The sequence below is a fragment of the Streptomyces sp. NBC_00414 genome (assembly GCF_036038375.1).
GTDB lineage: Bacteria > Actinomycetota > Actinomycetes > Streptomycetales > Streptomycetaceae > Streptomyces.
On record NZ_CP107935.1, the window covers coordinates 2,353,518 to 2,373,615 of the forward strand.

The following is a 20,098-nucleotide window of genomic DNA, read 5'->3' on the forward strand; positions in this document are numbered from 1 at the left end:
GGCCCTTCCCTTGTGCTTCGGAGTGCGGATGCGTGGGGCCTTGTGCTTCGGAGTGCGGATGCGTGGGGCCTTGTGCTTCGGAGTGGGGGTGCGTGGGGGTTGCCCGCGCAGTTCCCCGCACCCCTGAAAGGGCCCCTGACGGGGCCCCGCAGGGTGTCAGGCGCTCGGGGTGTAGGACTCCGCCACCGTTGAGGCCGCCGGTTCCTGGACCACCTTCATGCCGCCTGTCACCGACTTGTCGGGCTGGAGGATGACGCTCTCCTTGGAGGAGGACGCCTTGGGGTCGGTGAAGTTCTGCGGGATGCCGAAGCCCGTGTCCAGGGCGTCGATGGTGAGCAGGGCCTTGTCCACGCCCTCCCGGGTCAGGTCCTTGGACTCGCAGGCCTTCTTCAGGGCCTCGCCGAACGCGGCGGCGGCCGTCCAGCCGGCGACCACACCGTTGTCCAGGGAGTCCTTGGGGTACGCCTTCTTGTAGTCGGTGACCAGCTTCTTGGCGCCCGGGGTGTCCGCGCCGATGGGGAGCGAGGGCGAGGCCACCCAGTAGTTCTTCTCCAGGGCCGGACCCGCCTGGGTGGCCAGGAGCTGCGGGGCGAAGGCCGAGTTGTTGCCGATGATCGGGACGTTGAAGCCGCCGGCCGCGGCGACACCGACCAGGGAGGCCGCCTGGCGGGGGCCCGCACTGAGCACGACCGCCTTGACGCCGGCCTTCTTGAGGGCGGCGACCTGCGCGGTCATGTCGTTGTCGGTCGGCTTGATCTTCTGCTCGACGACGGTCAGCCCGGCCTCCTTCGCGATGTGCTTGGAGCCGGTCAGCGCGCTCTCGCCGTAGTCGCCCTCGAAGTAGACGTGCCCGAGCTTGTCGCCCTTCTTGAGGCCCTTCTCCTTCATCAGGAAGTCGACGGCGTTGATCGTCTCGATGTCGTACGTGGATCCGATGACCCGGATGTAGGGGCTGCCGAGCAGGGCGGACGACCAGGCCTGCGGCAGGACCAGGCCCTTGTCCTGTCCGTCGATGCGCGGCTTGGCCGCGGCGACGAACGGCGAGCCGATGAACTGGGCGAACCCGAGCACCTTCGGCGCCAGCTCGGTGTACCCGGAGAGGGCCTTCTGCGGGTCGTAGCCGTGGTCGCGGACCGTGAGCTGGACCTTGTAGCCGCACACGCCCCCGTCGGCGTTCAGCTGCTTCACATAGAGCTGCTGGGCCTGGGTGACGCTCTTGCCGAGGGTCGCGTAGACCCCTGTCATGTCGGTGAGGGCGCCCAGCGAGATGGTCTTGCCGGAGATGCCCTCACCGGTCTTCACCTCTCCCGCGGCGGTGTCGCCCTTGTCGTCGTCCTTGGCCTTGGAGCTGCAGCCGGACAGCAGCAACAGCGCCGCGAGCGCTCCTGCGGTCACCCTGACCGTGTAGGTCGCGTTCATCGTGCTCATCGTTCCTCCCCTGGATCGGTCCTGAAGCGTCGTCCGGCGGCCACCCTGACCAGGCCGCCGGGAAGGAAGAGCACCACCACGACAATGGCGGCGCCGTAGAGGTACCGGGATGCCTCCCCCGGTGCGATCCCGCCCGTACCGGGGGCGGAGACCAGGGGCAGCGCATCGCTGTAGCGGGTCAGCAGCTGCGGCAGCACGGAGACGAACACCGCGCCGATCACCGCCCCCGAGACCGAGCCGAGCCCGCCGATGACGATCATGGCGAGGTATTCGAGCGACAGCGTGATGCCGAAGTAGTCCGGCACCGTCCGCTGGAAGACCAGGGCGAGCAGAACGCCCGCGAGGCCCGCGTACATCGAGGACAGGACGAAGACCGCGGACCGGTAGCGGGCCACGGGGACGCCGATGACGCCGGCCGCGATGCGGTGGTCGCGGATCGCGTTCATGGCGCGTCCGGGGCGGCCCCGCAGTACCCCGCGGGCGAAGAGCGCGCAGCCGAGGAGCAGGACGAGCGCCGCGTACCAGAGCTTCTCAGCGGAGCCGAACGGAACATTGGCGACGAGGAGTTCACTGTCGTCGAAGGTCAGCCCGAACAGGCTCAGGGGCGGTACGTCACGGCCGTTGAAGCCGCCGGTGAGGTCCTTGGCGTTGAACAGCACGTGCTGGCCGATGAAGATCAGCGCGAGGGTGGCGATGCCCAGGTAGGCGCCGCGCAGGCGTCCCGCGATGGGGCTGAAGAGGCCGCCGGCGAGGCCCGCGACCAGGACGGCGAGGACGGCCGCGAGCCAGGTCGGCAGGCCGAGGCCGGTCAGCCCGTCACCGCCGTCCGCGGCGAACACGCAGTAGCCGTACGCGCCGACCGCGAGGAAGAAGGCGTGCCCCATGGAGAGCTGGCCGGTGGAGCCGGTGAGCAGGTTGAGGCCGATCGCGCCGATCGCCGCGGCCATCGCGAACAGGCCCGCCTGGAGCCAGAACCGGTCCAGGTAGAAGGGCAGGGCGAGCAGCAGGAGGGCGCCGGCGGCCCAGACGTACGTACGGGTGCGGATGGTGGACCGCAGGCGTCGGGCGGGGGCCTCGGGCGCGGGCTTATCGGACACGGGGGCTTCGGACACGGGTGTCTCAGACACGGGCCAGCTCCTTGGTGCCGAACAGCCCGGAGGGCCGGATGAGCAGGATCACGGTCATCACGAGGTAGGGGGCGACGTCGCCCAACCCCCGGCCCAGGAAGGACAGTTCGCTCTGGTAGCCGGTCGCGAGGGACTCGGTGACGCCGACGATCAGGCCTCCGACGAGCGCTCCGGTCGTGGAGTCGAGGCCGCCGAGGATCGCGGCCGGGAAGGCCTTGAGGGCGGCGAGCGAGGTGGCCCTCTCCAGGCCCGGGGTGGGGAAGACGGTCAGGAACAGGGCGGCCACGGCGGCGAGTCCGCCCGCCACGGCCCAGGCCCCGAGCGACACCCGTCCGAGCCGTACGCCCATCAGCGCGGCCGTCTCCGTGCTCTCGGCGGCGGCCCGCATGGCGACACCCCAGGAGGTGTACCGGAACGTGAGCAGGAAGGCCGTGATGAGCAGGCCCGCGGTGACGAAGGCGGCGATGCGCGTGTGGGCCAGCGAGATGGAGCCGATGGTGAGGACGTCGTCGCCCCACGGATCGCCGAGGGGCAGCACGTCGGTGCCGATCCGGCGGGTCAGTTCCGTGGTGAGCAGGATGTCCACGCCGATGGTGACGATGGCGAGGACGCTGTGGTCGGAACCCCGGTAGCGGCGCATCACCAGGAACTCCACGGCCGCCCCGACCAGTGCGGCCCCGGCGATCCCGACCAGCAGTGCGGGCCAGAAACCGATGTCGTCGTGGAGGACCGCGGTGATGTATCCACCGGCCAGCAGCAGCGAGGCGTGGGCGAAGTTGACGACCTCGGTGGCCCGGAAGATGACCACGAAGCCGAGTGCGATGAGGGCGTAGACCGACCCCATCGACAGTCCGTTGAGGAGGAGTTCGGCGAAGGTGCTCACGACGTGGTCTCCTCTTCGTCGGAGCGCCCGGCCCGTTCGGGTTCCTCGGAGCGCTCCCCCAGGTAGGCGCGTACGACCGCCGGATCGTTCTGTACGTCGGCGGGGGCGCCGTCCGCGATCCGGCGCCCGAAGTCGAGTACGGTCACCGCGTCGGCGAGCCGCATCACCACCCCCATGTCGTGTTCCACCAGGACGATCGAGATGCCGAGGCTGTCGCGGACTCCCGCGATCACGGCGGACGTCCGGATCCGCTCGTCGGCGGTCATGCCCGCGACCGGCTCGTCCAGGAGCAGCAGGCGGGGCTCCATGCACAGGGCGCGGGCGAGTTCGGCGAGCTTCTGCTGCCCGTACGGCAGGGAGCCCGCCGGACGGCCGAGACAGGACGAGATGCCGACGAACTCGGCGATCTCCCGTACGCGTTCGCGATGACGGCGCTCCTCACGGGCCGCCGCGGGAAGCCTCAGGCCCGCGGCGAGGAAGCCGGTGCGGGTCAGCCGGTGGCGGCCCAGCAGGAGGCTGTCCTCGACCGTGGCGAGCGGTGGCAGGGCGAGGTTCTGGAAGATGCGGGCGACGCCCAGACCGGCGATGCGGTGCGGAGGCATGTCGGTCAGTTCGTGCTCGCCGAAGCGGACGCTGCCTTCGGTGGCGCGGTAGACGCCGGACAGCACGTTGAAGCAGGTGGACTTGCCGGCTCCGTTGGGGCCGATGACGGCGTGGACGGTGCCGGGGCGCACGGTGAAGTTCACGGCGTCCAGGGCGGTCAGTCCGGCGAAGCGCACGGTCAGGTCCCGTACATGCAGCGGTGGTACGTCGGTGCCGGCACCGGAGTCGGCTGCCGGTCCGGTGCCCGGCCCGGGTCCGGACGTGGGTGAAGTGCGCTGTGACTGCGCGTCGTTCGTCATGGTGATGTGCTCACCCCTTCCATCGGGTCAGCGCCGGGTGCGAGGCGCGGGCCAGCTCGGCGTCGGCCGCCGCGTCCTCGTCGACCACGCCCAGGTAGCGGCGGCGCACCTCGTCGGAGGCGGCCAGTTCGTCCGCGGGGCCCGACAGGGTGACTTCGCCGACCTCCAGGACGTAGGCGCGGGTGGCGAGGCGCAGGGCCAGGGCGGCGTTCTGTTCGACGAGCAGGATCGAGGTGCCCTGGGCGTTGATCTCCCGTACCGTCTCGGCGATCCGTGCCGCCATCAGCGGGGCGAGTCCCAGGGACGGTTCGTCGAGGAGCAGCATCCTCGGGGTGGCCATCAGGGCGCGGCCGACCGCGAGCATCTGCTGTTCGCCGCCGGACAGGAGGCCGGCGTGCTGCTGGGCCCGGTCGGCGAGGACGGGGAACAGCTCGTGGACGCGGCGCAGGGCGGCGGCCCGCTCCGCCCGGCCGCCGGTGGCACCGAGCGCCCCGGCCCGCAGGTTGTCGGCGACGCTCATCCTGGCGAACACCCGCCGCCCTTCCGGGATCTGGGAGATCCCGGCGGCCACCACCCGGTCCGGCGCGAGGCCGTCGATGCGGCGGCCGTCGAAGGTGACGGTGCCGCCGGTGACCGCGCCGCCGTGGAAGGACAGGGTCCGGCAGATGGCCCGCAGCAGGGTCGACTTGCCCGCGCCGTTGCCGCCGAGGACCGTGACCACGGCCCCTTCGGGCACCTCCAGAGACACCTGGCGCAGTGCTCGTACGGGACCGTATCCGACCGACAGGTCCTGTACTGCCAGCCCGGAACCACCCATGGCATTCCCCCAGTCATCGTGCTCCTGCTCGCCGTGCACCCGGCGTGTTCACGGCCGGTGTGGCGCTCACCACAGCACCGGCTGGGGCGTCCGTCCACGGGGCGCGGGGGAATCGCTGCGGGTGACCAGCGGGTGCGGGCAGGCGTTGTGCGCGCGCACAACACCGCGTGTCAGGGGCCTGTGCGGGGTGGCCCACGGGTGGCATCCTCCGGCCATGGGAGCCCGCAGAAGGCGCACCGGTCATGACTGGAAACTGCTCGCCGAATCCTGCACGGCACTGCTGGAGCGGCTGCCGGAGCTGGTCGACGAGCACATGCGACAACTGGCCGAACACTCACCCGTCTACGGGGAGTTCCTGCCGTACGACCAGCAGTGGCGGGAGGCGGAGGAGGCGATGCGGATCGGGATCGAGACGATCTCCGCGCCCCGTGACTCGCCCCGCCGCGATCTGGAGTACGCGGAGGACGCGGGGCGGCGACGGGCCCAACAAGGCCTGCCGCTGGACCTGTTGGTCCATGCGTACCGTTCCGCGGGCTATCTGGTGTGGGACGCCCTGATGGAGGGGGCGGCCGGCCGGGAGCCGGAGCGGCTGGCCGTGCTGATGCGGTCGGCGACGATGGTGTGGTCCGCGGTGGACGCGCAGGCCGCGGTGGCGACCGAGGCGTACCGGGCGACCGAGATGGAGCTGCGGCGGCGTACCGACGAGCGGCTCCAGGCGCTGCTCGACGCGCTCCTGGAGGGGCAGGAGGCGCCCGGCCTGGCGGCGAGGGCCGCGGCCGGCCTGGACCTCCCCGAGCGGGGCCCGTACGCCGTGGTGGTGCTGCGCTCGGAGCGCCGTGAGCCGTTCCGGCGGCCCGTGGAGGGGGCGGGGCTGCGGTTCGTGTGGCGGATGCGGGCGGACTGCGAGGTCGGGGTGGTGGCGCTCGCGGCCGGGCAGGGGCTCGACGGGGTGGCGCGGGCGCTCGACGGGCGCTGTTCCGGTCCCGGCGGGATCAGTCCCGTCGTCGCCGGGCTCGCCGAGCTCGGACGGGCGAGGCGGCTCGCCGAGCTGGCGCTGCGTACGTGTCCGCCGGACGCGAGTGCCGTCGTACGGCTCGATCAGCGGATGCCGACGGCGCTCGTCGTCAGCCAGCCGGAGCTGGCCGGGCGGCTGGTGTCGGACGTCTTCGGTTCGCTGCTGGAACTCGAACCGGCGGATCGGGCGGTGCTGTTGGAGACGCTCGACGCGTGGCTCAGCTGTGAGGGGTCCGCGGGGCGGGCGGCGGGGCGGCTGTACTGCCACCGGAACACCGTGTTCAACCGTCTGCGGCGGTTGGAGCAGCTGACCTCTCGGTCGTTGGCGCGGCCGCGGGACCTGATCGAGATGACGCTGGCGTTGGACGCGTATCGGTTGGCGGGGGTGGCGGGGGTGGGGTGAGGCGTTTCCCGCCCCCGCCACCCCTACCCTTCCCGTCACTGCATGGGGGCTTCGCCCCCTCGCCCCCGTATCGCGCTGCGCGCTCGTCCTCAAACGCCGGACGGGCTGAAGATCGTCTTTCAGCCCGTCCGGCGTTTGAGGACCGGGGGTTCGGGGGCGGAGCCCCCGAGACGTGGACGGGAACGGGTAGGGGCGGCGGGGGCGGAGAACAGGTCCGTCAGGTCAGGAAGTCCTGGGCGATGTGCTCCGCGACTTCCTCCAGGATCGGGCCCGCTTCCGCGATGCACCGCCCCACGTCGGGCTCGACATCCGTGAGCGGATACACCCGCCGAATCCCGGCCCGCCCGAGCGCCTCAGGAGCAAGGGCAAGCCGCCCACAGACAGCGATGACCTCCTTGCCGGCGGCCCGCGCCGCGGCGGCAACCCCGGCGGGAGCCTTCCCGTGGAGGGTCTGCTCGTCCAGGGACCCCTCCCCGGTGATGACGAGCGTCGCCCGCTCCAGCGCGGCCGCGAAGCCCAGCACGTCGAGCATGACCTCGATACCGGGGCGGAAACTCGCGCCCAGCCCCACCAGAGCCCCGTACCCGATGCCGCCGGCGGCCCCCGCACCGGGCGCGACGGCATACTCCGCCGCCCGGCCCCCGATGGTCTTCTCCAGGACCGCGGCGAAGTGGGAGAGCCCCGCGTCGAGCACCGCCACGTCGTCCGGCGAGGCGCCCTTCTGGGGCCCGTACACCGCCGGCGCGCCCTTCGGCCCGGTCAGCGGGTTGTCCACGTCGCTGGCGAGGACCACGTCGACGGTGGCGAGCCGGGGGTCGAGACCGGTCAGGTCCGCCGTGGCGAGTTCCCCGAGGGAACCGCCCCCGGGCGGTACGGGCTCGCCGTCCTCGTCGAGGAACCGGGCCCCGAGCGCGGCCAGCATCCCGGCCCCGCCGTCGGTGGTCGCACTCCCGCCGACGCCGAAGACGATGGTCCGCGCCCCGGCGTCGAGCGCGGCCCGCAGCAGTTCCCCGGACCCGTACGTGGACGACGTGAGCGGGGCGAAGGTTCCGGCGGGCAGCCGCTGCAGCCCGCTGGCCTCGGCCATCTCCACGACCGCGGTCCCGTCGCGCAGCGCGAACGCGGCGGTGACCTCGTCCCCGAGCGGCCCGGCGACCCGTACCTCGTGCCGCTCGAACCCGGCGGCGACCGCCGCGGCGACGGTGCCGTCGCCGCCGTCGGCCACCGGGAGCGACTCGACCTCGACCTGTGGCGCGATCCGGTGCAGCCCTGCCGTGACCCGCTCGGCCACCTGCACGGCCGTGAGCGAGCCCTTGAACTTGTCCGCGGCGATGAGTACCCGCTGGATCTGGCTACCGGTCCGGTTCACTGCAGCGTCCGCCACCTTGGATTCCCCTTGCTCTTCGGGCCTTGCACACGTCAAGGCAGTCGCGCCGCTGCGACCCTAACCGCAGGAGGGGGCCGCTGCCCAGGGCGGTTCTCAGGACCCGGACAGCGGTCGGACAGGCTGGGGACGGCGGCGGCCGGTCAGCCGGCGTCGGTGCCGCGCGAGTCGTAGAGCTGGTGCGTCAGCGTTCCCTTGTGCCCGAACGGGATGCTGATGTGCTCCAGCACGTCCTCCAGGAGATCGAGGTCCCCGGTCCGCACGCCGACGTCCCCGGTGTTGACCAGCGGATCGGCGGGAGCGGCCTGGGCGGAGGCGGTACCGGTGCCGGACAGGACGGCGGCGACCGCGGCGGCGGCACCGGCCGCGAGGACCGTCGTACGACTCAACGACTTCATGGGGCTCCAAACGCGCAATACGAACAAAACCTGATGACCTTCTCATGTGGCGTGGTGCCGGATATACGTAAAACGGGCGTGACCGGCAGGAATTCGGCACACCGGGTGTAAGCCCCTTGCACGTTGACGATCTTTCGAGGCCCTCAGTCGATCTCGTTAGGCTGGCCCGATGACCATCCCTGACTACGCCACGTACATCGCGAGCCTTCCCCGTGTGCTCGTCGGCGCCGCCGCGCTCTTCCGTGACGCCGAGGGCCGTGTGCTGCTCGTCGAGCCCAACTACCGCGAGGGCTGGGCGCTGCCGGGCGGCACGGTCGAGTCGGACGCAGGGGAGACCCCGAGGCAGGGGGCCCACCGGGAGACCCTTGAGGAGATCGGCCTGGACCTGGAGATCGGCAGGCTGCTCGCGGTGGACTGGGTGCCCGGCACGGAGCGGCCTCCGATCGTGGCGTACCTGTACGACGGTGGAGTCCTGGTGGAGGAGCAGTTCAAGTCGATCCGCCTCCAGGAGTCGGAGCTGCTGTCCTGGAAGCTGGTGCCGCGCGAGGAGCTCACCCAGCACATGTCGGGCTCCCTGGGCCGCCGTGTGGTCGCCGCGCTCGACGTCCTGACGGAAGGCGCGGGAACGGCGGAGCTGGAGAACGGCGACCGGGTCGGCTGACCCGCCCCGATATCGGTTCGCCCCGCGCGGTCGGGCGCCCTACGCTCGCCACATGAGCAAGCCTCTCGTCGCCGTCCTCAGTGGTGCGGGCATCTCCACCGACTCCGGGATCCCGGATTATCGCGGCCCCAACGGTGTGTGGCGGCGCGATCCCGAGGCACAGCGGCTCGTGACGTACGAGTACTACATGGGTGATCCGGAGATCCGGCGGCGGTCCTGGCAGATGCGGCGCGAGAACCGGACCCTGCGGGCGGAGCCGAACGCGGCGCACCTGGCCGTGGCCGAGCTGGAACGGGCCGGGGTGCCGGTCCGGGTGATCACACAGAACGTGGACGGGCTGCACCAGCTCGCCGGGATGCCCGCCCGCAAGGTCCTCGAACTGCACGGCAGCGCACGGAGTGTCGTGTGTACGAAGTGTCATGCGCGCGGGCCGATGGAGGACGCCATCTCCCGGGTCGAGGCCGGGGAATCGGATCCGCCGTGCCTGGAGTGCGGCGGAATCCTCAAGTCGGCAACCGTCATGTTCGGCGAACGGCTCGACCCGGTGGTGCTGGCCGAATCGGTCGCGATCACCAAGGCGTGCCAGGTGTTCGTCGCCGTCGGCACCAGCCTCCAGGTACAGCCGGCGGCGGGCCTCGCGGGCGTCGCCGCCGATCACGGGGCCCGCCTCGTCATCGTCAACGCCGAGCCGACCCCGTACGACGACCGGGCCGACGAGCTGATCCGGGAACCGATCGGCACGGCGCTGCCCAAGCTCCTGCACGGACTGAACACCGACGACAACGCTTCCTGACGACGTCCCCATGTTCCCGCCCGGGCGGGAACATCCAGCAAGAGGGACGACGGGCTCGTGCGCACATGAGTCAGTGGAAAAGTCCATTCACCCAGATCACGAGGAACACAAGGGCCGCCACCCGACGGACCCGTACCGCGCCTCGAAGGCGGCGGTCTCGTCGGCGGTCCGGTCCTCTTCGAGGTACGTCCAGCGGCCCGCCTCGGCGGCGTCGCCGTGGAGCCGGTACACCTCGGCCAGTCGGCGGCGGAGCGTCAGGTCGTGCGGGAACCCTTCCGCCCTTCCGCCAGCGATACTTGGACGATGGACAGCTACGAGGGCATCGCGACGCTTGAGTGGTGGGCCAATCGGTCAACGTGCTTGCGCAGGGCCGGTGTTCGAGTCGAGGTTCGTGTCGTGGGCGGGGACTGGACGTGCGATGCGATTCTCGATCCTCCCCTGCCCCCGGAGGATCGGGAGAGCTTCGCCTTCCTGATTCAGCTCGATCCGTTCTTCACCCCGCGCTTCGACGAGGAGAGCGCTCTGCCGGTCCGCGTCGTCGCAGCAGGAGAAGACGGGCGACTGGTCCTCACCGGCGCCCGAGCAGACACCGCGTCGGCAGTTCGCACGCCCGGACTTCCGTGTGGCGACGTGCAGTTCGGCCGTCGCCACTGCCCCGCGGTGCCTGACCTCGGGATCTCAAGCCGGCGAGAGCCTGTCGCCCGCGTGCCTGGCGGTCACTTCGTCCAGTAGCGGATGTTACGGAAGCGCGCCTCGGCGCGCCCGGAACCGTGGTTGTAGGCGCCGTTCTTGAAGTAGGTGCTCGTCCACTCCGGCACACGGCCCGACCTCGTCATCGCACCCGTCGCCGTCAGTGAACCGGGGGCAGCCTGGGGTCTGCCGTAGCAGCCGGTAGCGGCTTCGAGGCGGCTCAGAAGAGAGACATGTTCCGCTCCCGCCGTTCTCCCCGCTCGAAGTCCAGGAGTCGCTGCTTGCGTTCCAGGCCGCCGCCGTAGCCCGTGAGGCTGCCGTCCGCGCCGACCACGCGATGGCAGGGCACGATGATCCCCAGCGGGTTCTTGCCGTTGGCGAGACCCACCGCCCGCGACGCCTTCGGATTGCCGAGGGCGTCCGCGAGTTCACCGTACGAACGGGTCTCGCCGTACGGGATCCTGCGAAGCTCTGCCCAGACCGACTGCTGGAACGGGGTTCCGTGCAAGTGCAGTTGGACGGAGAAGTCCTTCAACTCACCGGCGAAATAGGCCCGTAGCTCCTCGGTCGTCTCCCCGAACGGCGTGTCGTCCGGCTCGCCGAAGCTCTCCTCGGGCGGACGGTGGCGCTGGTCCGTCATGTAGAGCCCGGAGAGGACGCCGTCGGTGGCGACCAGCGTCAGCGGGCCGTACGGGCTGTCGACGACGGTGTGCTGCTTCAGGTGTTGGTTCACGTGTTGTTCCATGTGCTGCTTCACTGCGCGTCCTTCGGTACGTCGTGGGCGGCCTGTTCGTGTCCGGGAAGGAAGTTGATCGGGTGCGTGCCCGTCGCCCACAGGTACTGGACGGCGTACGCGCGCCAGGGCCGCCAGTCCGCCGCGCGTGCCGTCAGTGCGGCGGGGGTGGACGGCAGGCCCAACTCCCGTGCGGCGTAACGGATTCCGAGGTCGGTCACCGGGAAGGCGTCGGGGTCGCCGAGGGCGCGCATGGCGATGACCTCCACGGTCCAGGGCCCGAAGCCGGGCAGGGCCAGCAGCCGCGCCCGAGTCTCGGTCCAGTCGCTCTCGACGCCCAAGTTGATGGCGCGGTCGGCCAGTTGGCCCACCAGTGTGGTGAGGGTGGTCCGGCGCGTGGCCGGCATGGCGAGGGCCTCGGGGTCGAGTGCCGCCAGGGCCTCGACGGACGGGAAGAGGTGGGTGAGGCCGCCTTCGGGGTCGTCGACCGTTTCGCCGTGGGCCGTGACCAGGCGTGCCGCGTGCGTGCGGGCGGCGGCCGTGGACACCTGCTGGCCCAGCACGGCCCGTACGGCGAACTCGGCCTCGTCTACCGTACGGGGCACGCGGCGGCCCGGCGCCTTGTCGACGAGCGGCGCCAGCACCGGATCCGTACGCAACTGGTCGTCGACCGCGACCGGGTCGGCGTCCAGGTCGAGCATGCGGCGGCAGCGGCTGATGGCGACGGTCAGGTCGCGCATGTCGCTGAGAGTGAGGCGGCAGCCGATGTGGTCGGGCTTCGGAGTGAGCGCGACGACCCCATGGCCGTACGGCAGACGCAGGGTGCGCCGGTACGCGCCGTCGCGCCACTCCTCCACGCCCGGTACGGCGGTGGCGGCAAGGTGGCCGAAGAGGTTGTCGGGGTTGAGCGGGGCCCGGAAGGGGAGCCGGAGCGCCAACACCCCTGGTGTGCCGGTGGAGTTGGCACGGTTCTTGGGTGCCCGCGTGCGCAGCTCGCTCGGGGCGAGGGCGAAGACCTCGCGGACCGTGTCGTTGAAGGTGCGGATGGAGGAGAAGCCCGCCGCGAAGGCGATCTCGGCCATCGGCAGCGGGGTCGTCTCGATGAGCAGGCGTGCGGTCTGGGCGCGCTGGGCGCGGGCGAGGGCGAGCGGGCCCGCACCCAGCTCGGCGAGTAGCTGGCGTTCGACCTGCCGGGTGCTGTATCCGAGGCGGACCGCGAGCCCCGGTACGCCCTCGCGGTCCACGATCCCGTCGCCGATCAGCCGCATCGCGCGGGCCACCAGGTCGGCGCGCTGGTTCCACTCGGGCGAGCCGGGGCTCGTGTCGGGGCGGCAGCGCTTGCAGGCCCGGAATCCTGCCTGCTGGCAGGCTGCGGCGCTCGGGTGGAACGTCATGTTCTCCGGCTTCGGCGGCACGACGGGGCAGCTGGGCCGGCAGTAGATCCGCGTGGTCAGGACAGCCGTGAAGAACCATCCGTCGAAGCGGGCGTCCTTCGACTGGACGGCGCGCACACAGCGCTCGGTCTCGGTGTGCATCCCGTTCTGCATGCCCACCAGCATCGCCCTTGGTCAGGGCGATGGCTGGCGGGAATGCGACATCTGCCTCAGCCCGGGTCACTCCCCCGGGCCCTCCGAACCGTGCGAGCCACTTGCCGGCTCACTCGTCCGCCGTGGGGCGCCTGGAGGCCGCCATCGCCTTGTCTACGTCGGTCAGGGGGCGCAGTCGGTAGGTGTAGGAGTAGTCCCGGTCGGCGAAGAGCTTGTACTCGTCGTGCGTGTGCGCGCCCCAGCTGTTGTCGCCGCCCACGCCCATCTGCCGGTGGTTCACCCGTAGGACGACCTCGTCCCGCGCGGTCAGCTGGTAGTCGTGGCGCGTGCCGACCGACAGGTCCTCGGGGGTGAAGTGCGAGGCGTTGACCTCGATGAGCGGTTCGCCGCTGACGAGCAGCCCGGCGCCGTCGCGGCCGGTCAGGGCGGCCCAGCGGACGTCGGTCCTGTTGCCGTTCTCCTGCGGGCGGATGTAGCGCGACCACTGGCCCGCCACGGTCCCGGAGTACAGCCCCACGTCGGTGCCGTCGTTGCGGTCCCAGTGGTTCTCCTCGGGGCCGCGGCCGTAGTAGCGCAGGTTCGTCAGACGGCCCGGGAGGAACAGCAGGGTGCCGACCTCCGGGATGTAGGGCAGGTTCGCCGCGCCCGGGTGCAGGGTGTTGTCGACCCGGATCTCACCGTTGCCGAAGACCGTGTAGGTGGTGGTGTACGCCGATTCGGTGCTGGTGGGCAGGGTCCCGGTGACCTTGATCCGGACGGCCCGGTCGCGCAGGGTGTCTACACTCACGTCCGTCACCTTCCGCAGGGTCCCGGCGTCGCGCCAGGTCTGGTTGCGGACGTGCTGGCCGTTGCCCCTGTCGTTGTCGGTCGGTGCCCGCCAGAAGTTCGGCACGGGCCCGGAGGTGATGAGCCGGGCGCCGCCGGCCTCGTACGAGGTGATGGTGCCCGTGCTCCTGTCGACGGTGACGCGGAAGCCGTCGCCGCGCACGGTGACGGACCTGCTGCCGTCCTGGTGGCGCAGCGCGGGTACGCGTTCCAGTGGCACGGGCCGTACGGCCGGGCTGCCCGCATCGACGGGGATCTGCTGTTCGGCCACCGCGAAGCCGGCCTCGGCCCACTTCGTGCGCTCCTTGGTGGTGAAGGACAGCTGCAGGAAGTACTCCGTACCGGGCGCCGGGTTGGTCGGCAGGCCGAAGGGCACGGTGATGTCCTTGCTGCTGAGCGGCGGGACGTCGAGCTGGGCGCGGCTGAGCTTTCCGCGCCGCACGATCCGGCCGTCGGCGACGAGTGACCAGCTGCCGTCGAAGTCACGGAGGTTGGTGAACAGGTACTCGTTGGTGAGGGTGATCGCGGCCCCGGCGGCCAGGGTTTTCCCGGACGACGCTGCCGGTGCGGCGTTGATCGCCTGGTAGATCCGCTTGACCTGCGCGGCCTTGCCGGTGTGTCCGCGGTCGGCGGTGACGATGCCGTCCGCGACGAAGGCGCCGTCGTTCGGGTGGTCGCCCCAGTCGCCGCCGTACGCGAAGAACGTGCGCTCAACAGCGCCGCCCCCCGGGCCCCCGGGTCGCTTCTCGGTGACCTTGACGGTGGCGGCGTCGAACCAGAACCGCACCCCGTCGTCGCCGGGGCCGCGCCCGTTCGCGGCGAGTTCGGCCGCGGACAGGGCTCGGGCGTAGACACGCGCCCGGCGGATCGTGCCGCTGAACTCGCGGGTGGGGTTGTCGACGTCCGTGGCGAGCGAGAGCGGCGCGGTGTTGACGGCGGGCCGCCGGGTGGTGGTCCTGGTGGCCCTCACCGCGCCGTCGACGTGGAGGGTCAGGGTGCCCGCCGCCGCGTCGAAGACACCCGCGATGTGGTGTTCCTGGCCGGTCCAGTCGTTCGGGAGCGGCCAGGTCGCGCTGATCCACTGGCCGTCGCCGTGGATGAAGAACTCCAGGTTCCCACTCGTCTGCTTGAGGGCGTACTGGGTGTCGCCTTTGGTGATGAGCGGCTGGTGGTAGCCGGTCACGTGCGGGGTGACCCAGGCCTCCAGCGTCAGGGAGCCGGTGATGTCGAGGCCGGGGTCGCGGGCGAAGACGGTGCTGCCGGACACGCCCTTCCTCCGGTCGAAGGTCGCGCTGCCCGCCTGGATCTCACCGCGCACCGCGGCGGGCCCCGTCTCGGTGAACAGGGTGCGCGTCGGGGTCGGCGTGGTCAGTGACTGGTCGACGAAGTCCCAGATCCAGCCGCCCTGGAGGACGTCGTGGCGGCGGATGACGTCCCAGTACTTCTTGAAGTTGCCGGTCGAGTTCCCCATCGAGTGGGAGTACTCGATCATCACGTACGGGCGGGTGTCCGAGGTGTCCTCGGCACGGGCCTCCACGCGCCCGGGGCTGTCGTACATCTCCGAGCGGATGTCGCTGATCTCCGGCCGGTCGTCGCCCTCGTACTGGATGACGCGGGTGGTGTCGTACGAGCGGATCCAGTCGTGCATGGCGACGAAGGTGCTGCCGCCGCCGGCCTCGTTGCCGAGCGACCAGATGACGACGGAGGCGTGGTTCTTGTCGCGGTGGACCATGTTCCGGGCGCGGGCCACGCACGCCCTGCTCCAGTCGGGGTGGTCGCCCGGGTACTCGTCGCGGATGCCGTGGGTCTCCAGGTTGGTCTCGTCCACGAGGTACAGGCCGTACTCGTCGGCCAGCTCGTACCAGAGGATGTTGTTGGGGTAGTGCGAGGTGCGGACGGTGTTGATGTTCGTCCGCTTGATGATCTCGATGTCCCGGACCATGTCCGCGCGGGTGAGCGCGGTGCCCCGGTCGGGGTGCATCTCGTGCCGGTTGGTGCCCCGCAGGGAGACGGGCTGCCCGTTGATGCGCATCAGGCCGTCCTTCAGCGCGAACTCGCGCAGGCCGACCCGGTGCGAGAGCGTCTCGACGACCTTGCCCGCCGGATCGCGCAGCCGCAGCACGGCCGTGTAGAGGTACGGGTCCTCGGCCGACCACAGCTTCGGCGCGGGCACGGCCCTGGCGGCCTGTACGGTCACGTCCTCGCCGGCCGGGGCGGAGCCGAGGTCCACGGCCTGTCGCAGCGGGCGCTGCCAGACGGCGTGCCCGCGCGCGTCGTGGAGCTGGGTCTCGACGGAGTACGTTCCCCCGCCTGTGCCCCTGCCGCTGCCCCCGTCCTCCCGGCCGCCGTAGTCGCGCACGCTCGCGGTGACCGACAGCTCGGCGGATCTGTGGTCGTCGCCCAGCGGGGTGTCCAGCTTGAAGTCGCGCAGGTGTACGGCCGGGGCGGAGTAGAGGTGGACCGAGCGGAAGATACCGCTCAGCCGGATCATGTCCTGGTCCTCCAGCCAGTCGCCGTCGGAGTAGCGGTAGACCTCCACCGCGATCCGGTTGGTGCCCGGCTTGAGGTGCGGGGTGATGTCGTACTCGGCGGGGGTGTAGGAGTCCTCGTGGTAGCCCACCAGTTCTCCGTTGATCCACACGTAGTGGGCGGACTTGACCCCTTCGAAGTGCAGGAACGTCCGGCGGCCCGACCACCCCTTCGGGACGGTGAAGGTGCGTCTGTACTGGCCCACGGGGTTGTAGCGGGTCGGGGCGGCCGGTGGCTGCGGCTCCTCCCCCAGCCCGTTGGGGCCCCAGTAGGGATACGTGATGTTGATGTAGATCGGGAAGTCGTAGCCGTGCAGCTGCCAGGCGGAGGGGACGGGGATGGTGTCCCAGTGGCTGTCGTCGAGGTCGGTGCGGTGGAAGTCGGGGTCCCGGTCGTCGGGGCGGTCGGCGTAGGCGAACTTCCACTTCCCGTCGAGGCTCATCCGGTACGGCGAGCGGGTGCGGTCGCCGTCCAGCGCCTGCCCGACGTCCGCGTACGGGGTGAGGGTGGTGTGCGGCGGCTCGGTGCCGACCTGGAAGACGTCGATGGCGCCGTTCCACTCCGGGGAGCCGCCCGGTGCGGTGGGGCCGTCGGCCGCGTGGGCCGTGGGGGACGCCCCGGGCAGGGCGAGCGCGCCGAGGACGGCGGCCCCTCCCTCAAGAAGTCGACGACGGCTGACAGGAGTCATGTGCGGATCGGGGCGCGAGTGCGGGTGGGGATGCGGGTGCGGCATGGCTGTGGCCTTCCTCGGTACGACAGCGGGGTGCACGAACTGAGGGAGCGTCAGATCTGGTCGATGCTGATCGATGCAGTTGACATACGGAAGTTGATGTCAGGCCAGAATGCGACTGCTGAGGACAAAGGCACCTTGTGAGCCACAGAAAACCCTAGGACCCGAACACAATCGGAGCAATGACCTTGTCGGGCTTTGTGTGATCCTGAGGACCGGCGGGCACGGCTGTACCGGCGCCGGACGGTGAACGGCCAGCGGATCCGCGCCGCGGACACTCAGCGGTCCTGCGGCACGGAGGCTCAGGGGCCCGGCGTCGCGGAGGCTCAGCGGTCCTGCGGCGCGGACGCTCAGCGAGCCCGCGCCGCGAACGCCTCGTACGCCTGCTCGTCGAAGAGGACGAACCTGACCTCGGCCACCGCCGTCCGCGTGTCCCGCACGGTCCCGACCGCGAGGCGGGCGGCGTCCTCCATCGGCCAGCCGAAGATGCCCGCGGAGATGGCCGGGAACGCGACGGTCCGCGCCCCCAGCTCGTCGGCGACCCGCAGGGATTCCCGGTAGCAGGAGATCAGCAGCTCGGAACGGTCCTCGCTCTCGCTGTGGACGGGCCCGACGGTGTGGATCACCCACCGCGCGTCGAGTCGGCCTGCGGTGGTGGCGACGGCCTGGCCGGTCCGCAGGCCCTTGCCGTAATGGGAGGCGCGCAGTTTGCGGCACTCGGCGAGGATCTCGGGGCCGCCGCGACGGTGGATGGCTCCGTCCACTCCCCCGCCGCCCAGCAGGGAGGAGTTCGCCGCGTTGACGATGGCGTCCACGCTCTGCCGGGTGATGTCGCCCTGGACGAACTCGACGGTGGTCATGACCGGCGCAGCTTCTTCCAGACGGCCTTGGCGGCGTTGTGCCCCGACATGCCGTGCACGCCCGGGCCGGGCGGGGTGGCCGAGGAGCAGATGAACACCGCCGGGTGCGGGGTGCTGTACGGGAACGCCGACAGGTTCGGGCGCAGCATCAGCTGGAGGCCGGAGGCCGCGCCGCAGCCGATGTCACCGCCCACGTAGTTGGCGTTGCGAGCGGCTAGTTCGGGCGGGCCGGCCGTGGCACGGGCGAGGACGCGGTCGCGGAAGCCGGGCGCGAAACGCTCCAGCTGACGCTCGACGGTGTCCGTGAGGTCCCCGGTCCAGCCGCTCGGCACATGCGCGTACGCCCAGAACACCTGCTTGCCGTCCGGTGCCCGGGAGGGGTCCACGACGCTGGGCTGCACGGTGATCAGGAACGGCGCGTCGGGGGCCCGTCCCTCACGGGAGGCCGCGCGCAGGGCGGCCCCGATCTCCTTGCGGTCCGCGCCGACCTGCACCGTGCCGGCCCGGCGGGCCTCCTCGGCGGTCCACGGCACCGGCCCGTCGAGCGCGTAGTCGATCTTGAACACGCCCGCCCCGTACCGGTACCGCTCGTAGTAGCGCCCGAAGCCCGCGATCCGGCTCAGCGCGGTGGGCGAGGTGTCGAAGACGTACGCGCGCGCCGGCGGCAGGTCGTCGAGGCGCTTGACCTCGTAGTCGGTGTGGACGGCGCCGCCCAGGTCCTTGAGATACGCGGTGAGCGCGTCGGAGATCGCCTGGGAGCCGCCGCGGGCGACGGGCCAGCCCCGGGCGTGCGCGGCCAGCGCGAAGACGAGGCCGACGGCGCCGGTGGCGAGACCGTCCAGCGGCGACATCACATGGGCGACGAGTCCCGCGAACAGCGCCTTGGCCCGCTCGTCGCGGAACCTGCGCATCAGCCAGGTCGAGGGCGGCAGGCCGACCAGGCCGAAGCGGGCGAGGGTGACCGGGTCACGGGGCAGCGCGCTGAGCGGCAGGGACATGAAGTCCTGCACGAGGGTGTCCCATCGGTGCGTGAAGGGCTCCACGAGCCTGCGGTACGTGCCCGCGTCGCGCGGTCCGAACGAGGCGGCCGTCTCGGCCACCGACCGCGACAGCACGGCCGCCGTGCCGTCCAGGAAGGGGTGCGCCATGGGCAGTTCGGGCTGCAGCCACTCCAGCCCGTACCGCCCGAGGGGCATCGCGCGGAAGGCGGGTGAGTTGACACCGAGGGGGTGCGCGGCCGAGCACGGGTCGTGCCGGAAGCCCGGCAGGGTCAGTTCCTCGGTGCGGGCACCGCCCCCGACGGTGTCGCGCGCTTCGAAGACGGCCACGGAGAAGCCGCGGCGGGCCAGCTCCACGGCAGCCGTCAGTCCGTTCGGCCCCGCACCCACCACGACGGCATCGAGCATCGACGGCACCTTCGGACTCCTTTGTCAGCCGATGGCCACTGACGGTCAGGATATGCCGGGCCTCCTACCGGGCCCGTCCCAGCCCCTCGCCGGCTCGTCACCGGCCCCTCGCCCGCACGCCTCAGGCGCCGCCCGACAGCAGGTCCAGCACCCGGCGGGCCGTGGCCGCGTCCCGCGCCGCCGTGAACGGAAGCGCGTTGCCGCCGGTGACGCGGAAGGGCTCCCCCGCGAGCGTCAGGTGCGCGCCTCCCGCCTCCTCGACGAGCAGGAGCCCCGCCGCGTGGTCCCAAGCCGCCTCCCAGCTGAACGCGACGGCGTCCAACTCGCCGCGGGCGACGGCGAGGTACTCCAGACCGGCGGAGCCGCAGGGGCGCGCGTTCACACCCTCCGTGCGCAGGCCCAGGAGTGCCCGCTTCTGGTCGTCCGTCGTGTAGTCCGGGTGCGACGTGGCGACTTGGAGGTCGCGGCCGGGGTCCGGCGCGCCGGGCAGGAGGGGTTCGCCGTCGAGCAGGGCGCCCCGGCCCCGTATCGCCACGGCGAGTTGGTCACGCACCGGGGCGTACGTCCAGGAGGCCAGCACGACGCCGCGCTGGGCGAGCGCGACCAGCGTGCAGAAGCCGGGGTCGCCGTGGACGAACTGGCGGGTGCCGTCGACCGGGTCGACGATCCAGACGGGGGCCTCGCCCTGGAGCGCCTCGTACGTCGCCGGATCGGCGTGGACCGCTTCCTCGCCGACCACGACCGAGCCGGGCAGCAGCTCGACGAGCACCTCCGTGAGGTACTCCTCGGCCTTGCGGTCGGCGTCCGTGACCAGGTCGTGCGGGCCGCTCTTCTCGTCTATCTCGTGCGCCGCGAGCTGCCGGAAACGCGGCATGATCTCGGCGGCGGCCGCCTTGCGGACGGCCTGTTCGACGTCTGCGGTGCGGTGTGCGAGAAACTCGTCGATGGTTTCCATGTGTTCGATCATG

At 71.4% G+C, this 20,098-nt stretch carries 17 protein-coding genes and 2 pseudogenes; 4 read left to right on the forward strand and 15 right to left on the reverse strand.

Features of this window, described 5'->3' with window-relative positions; translation table 11 throughout:
- Nucleotides 1-156: 156 nt before the first annotated feature.
- Genes OHS59_RS10100 through OHS59_RS10120 form a run of 5 tightly spaced genes read right to left on the reverse strand, consistent with a single transcriptional unit; the run spans nucleotide 157 to nucleotide 5,157 of the window.
- Nucleotides 157-1,428 carry an ABC transporter substrate-binding protein gene (locus OHS59_RS10100; protein ID WP_328493049.1) on the reverse strand — a complete coding sequence of 424 codons (1,272 nt, stop codon included), beginning with the start codon at nucleotides 1,426-1,428 and terminating at the stop codon, nucleotides 157-159.
- On the reverse strand, nucleotides 1,425-2,555 hold the full coding sequence (locus OHS59_RS10105) for a branched-chain amino acid ABC transporter permease (RefSeq protein WP_443061414.1): 1,131 nt from the start codon (nucleotides 2,553-2,555) through the stop codon (nucleotides 1,425-1,427). The genes OHS59_RS10100 and OHS59_RS10105 overlap by 4 nt, the downstream gene beginning before the upstream one ends.
- Nucleotides 2,548-3,438 carry a branched-chain amino acid ABC transporter permease gene (locus OHS59_RS10110; RefSeq protein ID WP_328493050.1) on the reverse strand — a complete coding sequence of 297 codons (891 nt, stop codon included), beginning with the start codon at nucleotides 3,436-3,438 and terminating at the stop codon, nucleotides 2,548-2,550. Before OHS59_RS10110 ends, OHS59_RS10105 begins: the two co-directional genes overlap by 8 nt.
- Nucleotides 3,435-4,340, reverse strand: a complete 906-nt coding sequence (locus OHS59_RS10115) for an ABC transporter ATP-binding protein (protein WP_328493051.1) — start codon at nucleotides 4,338-4,340, stop codon at nucleotides 3,435-3,437. The genes OHS59_RS10110 and OHS59_RS10115 overlap by 4 nt, the downstream gene beginning before the upstream one ends.
- Nucleotides 4,341-4,350: 10 nt before the next feature.
- Nucleotides 4,351-5,157 (reverse strand): ABC transporter ATP-binding protein, encoded by an 807-nt coding sequence (locus OHS59_RS10120; protein WP_328493052.1) that lies wholly within the window; start codon nucleotides 5,155-5,157, stop codon nucleotides 4,351-4,353.
- 214 nt (nucleotides 5,158-5,371) lie between these two features.
- Here OHS59_RS10120 and OHS59_RS10125 point away from each other — a divergent pair, with 214 nt between their 5' ends.
- Nucleotides 5,372-6,574: a PucR family transcriptional regulator gene (locus OHS59_RS10125; RefSeq protein ID WP_328493053.1), complete on the forward strand. Its 1,203-nt coding sequence runs from the start codon at nucleotides 5,372-5,374 to the stop codon at nucleotides 6,572-6,574.
- 217 nt (nucleotides 6,575-6,791) lie between these two features.
- Here OHS59_RS10125 and OHS59_RS10130 read toward each other — a convergent pair whose 3' ends face one another.
- Complete coding sequence (locus tag OHS59_RS10130; protein WP_328493054.1) at nucleotides 6,792-7,958, reverse strand: glycerate kinase; 1,167 nt, start codon at nucleotides 7,956-7,958, stop codon at nucleotides 6,792-6,794.
- A 143-nt stretch (nucleotides 7,959-8,101) separates the two neighbouring features.
- A complete protein-coding gene (locus OHS59_RS10135) occupies nucleotides 8,102-8,356 on the reverse strand; it encodes a hypothetical protein (RefSeq protein WP_328493055.1) in 255 nt (84 codons plus the stop codon).
- Between the two features lie 169 nt (nucleotides 8,357-8,525).
- Between OHS59_RS10135 and OHS59_RS10140 the strand changes: the two genes are divergently transcribed.
- Both OHS59_RS10140 and OHS59_RS10145 read left to right on the forward strand, forming a co-directional pair.
- The gene (locus OHS59_RS10140; RefSeq protein ID WP_328493056.1) at nucleotides 8,526-9,017 is read left to right on the forward strand and encodes an NUDIX hydrolase; all 492 of its coding nucleotides are present in this window, start codon (nucleotides 8,526-8,528) and stop codon (nucleotides 9,015-9,017) included.
- A 52-nt stretch (nucleotides 9,018-9,069) separates the two neighbouring features.
- Nucleotides 9,070-9,810 (forward strand): SIR2 family NAD-dependent protein deacylase, encoded by a 741-nt coding sequence (locus OHS59_RS10145; RefSeq protein WP_328493057.1) that lies wholly within the window; start codon nucleotides 9,070-9,072, stop codon nucleotides 9,808-9,810.
- Nucleotides 9,811-9,924: 114 nt separating this feature from the next.
- On the opposite strand, the pseudogene OHS59_RS10150 reads toward OHS59_RS10145, so the two are convergent.
- A pseudogene (locus OHS59_RS10150) lies at nucleotides 9,925-10,158 on the reverse strand (DUF6584 family protein); the annotation flags it as partial.
- Here OHS59_RS10150 and OHS59_RS10155 point away from each other — a divergent pair.
- Nucleotides 10,114-10,542, forward strand: a complete 429-nt coding sequence (locus tag OHS59_RS10155; RefSeq protein ID WP_328493058.1) for a hypothetical protein — start codon at nucleotides 10,114-10,116, stop codon at nucleotides 10,540-10,542. The pseudogene OHS59_RS10150 and the gene OHS59_RS10155 overlap by 45 nt on opposite strands.
- Here the strand turns inward: OHS59_RS10155 and OHS59_RS44525 are convergent.
- From OHS59_RS44525 to OHS59_RS10185, 7 genes and pseudogenes are all read right to left on the reverse strand, one after another.
- Nucleotides 10,527-10,607: pseudogene (locus tag OHS59_RS44525) on the reverse strand (cinnamyl alcohol dehydrogenase); the annotation flags it as partial. The gene OHS59_RS10155 and the pseudogene OHS59_RS44525 overlap by 16 nt on opposite strands.
- Nucleotides 10,608-10,720: 113 nt before the next feature.
- The gene (locus OHS59_RS10160; RefSeq protein WP_328499150.1) at nucleotides 10,721-11,221 is read right to left on the reverse strand and encodes a methylated-DNA--[protein]-cysteine S-methyltransferase; all 501 of its coding nucleotides are present in this window, start codon (nucleotides 11,219-11,221) and stop codon (nucleotides 10,721-10,723) included.
- A 32-nt stretch (nucleotides 11,222-11,253) separates the two neighbouring features.
- A complete protein-coding gene (locus OHS59_RS10165) occupies nucleotides 11,254-12,780 on the reverse strand; it encodes a DNA-3-methyladenine glycosylase 2 family protein (RefSeq protein ID WP_328493059.1) in 1,527 nt (508 codons plus the stop codon).
- Between the two features lie 109 nt (nucleotides 12,781-12,889).
- Entirely contained in the window at nucleotides 12,890-16,867 is a 3,978-nt protein-coding gene (locus tag OHS59_RS10170) for a glycoside hydrolase family 2 TIM barrel-domain containing protein (RefSeq protein WP_443061415.1), read from the reverse strand.
- A 347-nt stretch (nucleotides 16,868-17,214) separates the two neighbouring features.
- Entirely contained in the window at nucleotides 17,215-17,724 is a 510-nt protein-coding gene (locus tag OHS59_RS10175; protein WP_328493061.1) for an O-acetyl-ADP-ribose deacetylase, read from the reverse strand.
- The gene (locus OHS59_RS10180) at nucleotides 17,721-19,130 is read right to left on the reverse strand and encodes a phytoene desaturase family protein (protein WP_328499151.1); all 1,410 of its coding nucleotides are present in this window, start codon (nucleotides 19,128-19,130) and stop codon (nucleotides 17,721-17,723) included. Before OHS59_RS10180 ends, OHS59_RS10175 begins: the two co-directional genes overlap by 4 nt.
- A gap of 121 nt (nucleotides 19,131-19,251) precedes the next feature.
- Nucleotides 19,252-20,097, reverse strand: coding sequence for an inositol monophosphatase family protein (locus OHS59_RS10185; protein ID WP_328493062.1), 846 nt, complete (start codon nucleotides 20,095-20,097; stop codon nucleotides 19,252-19,254).
- Nucleotide 20,098 lies beyond the last annotated feature (1 nt).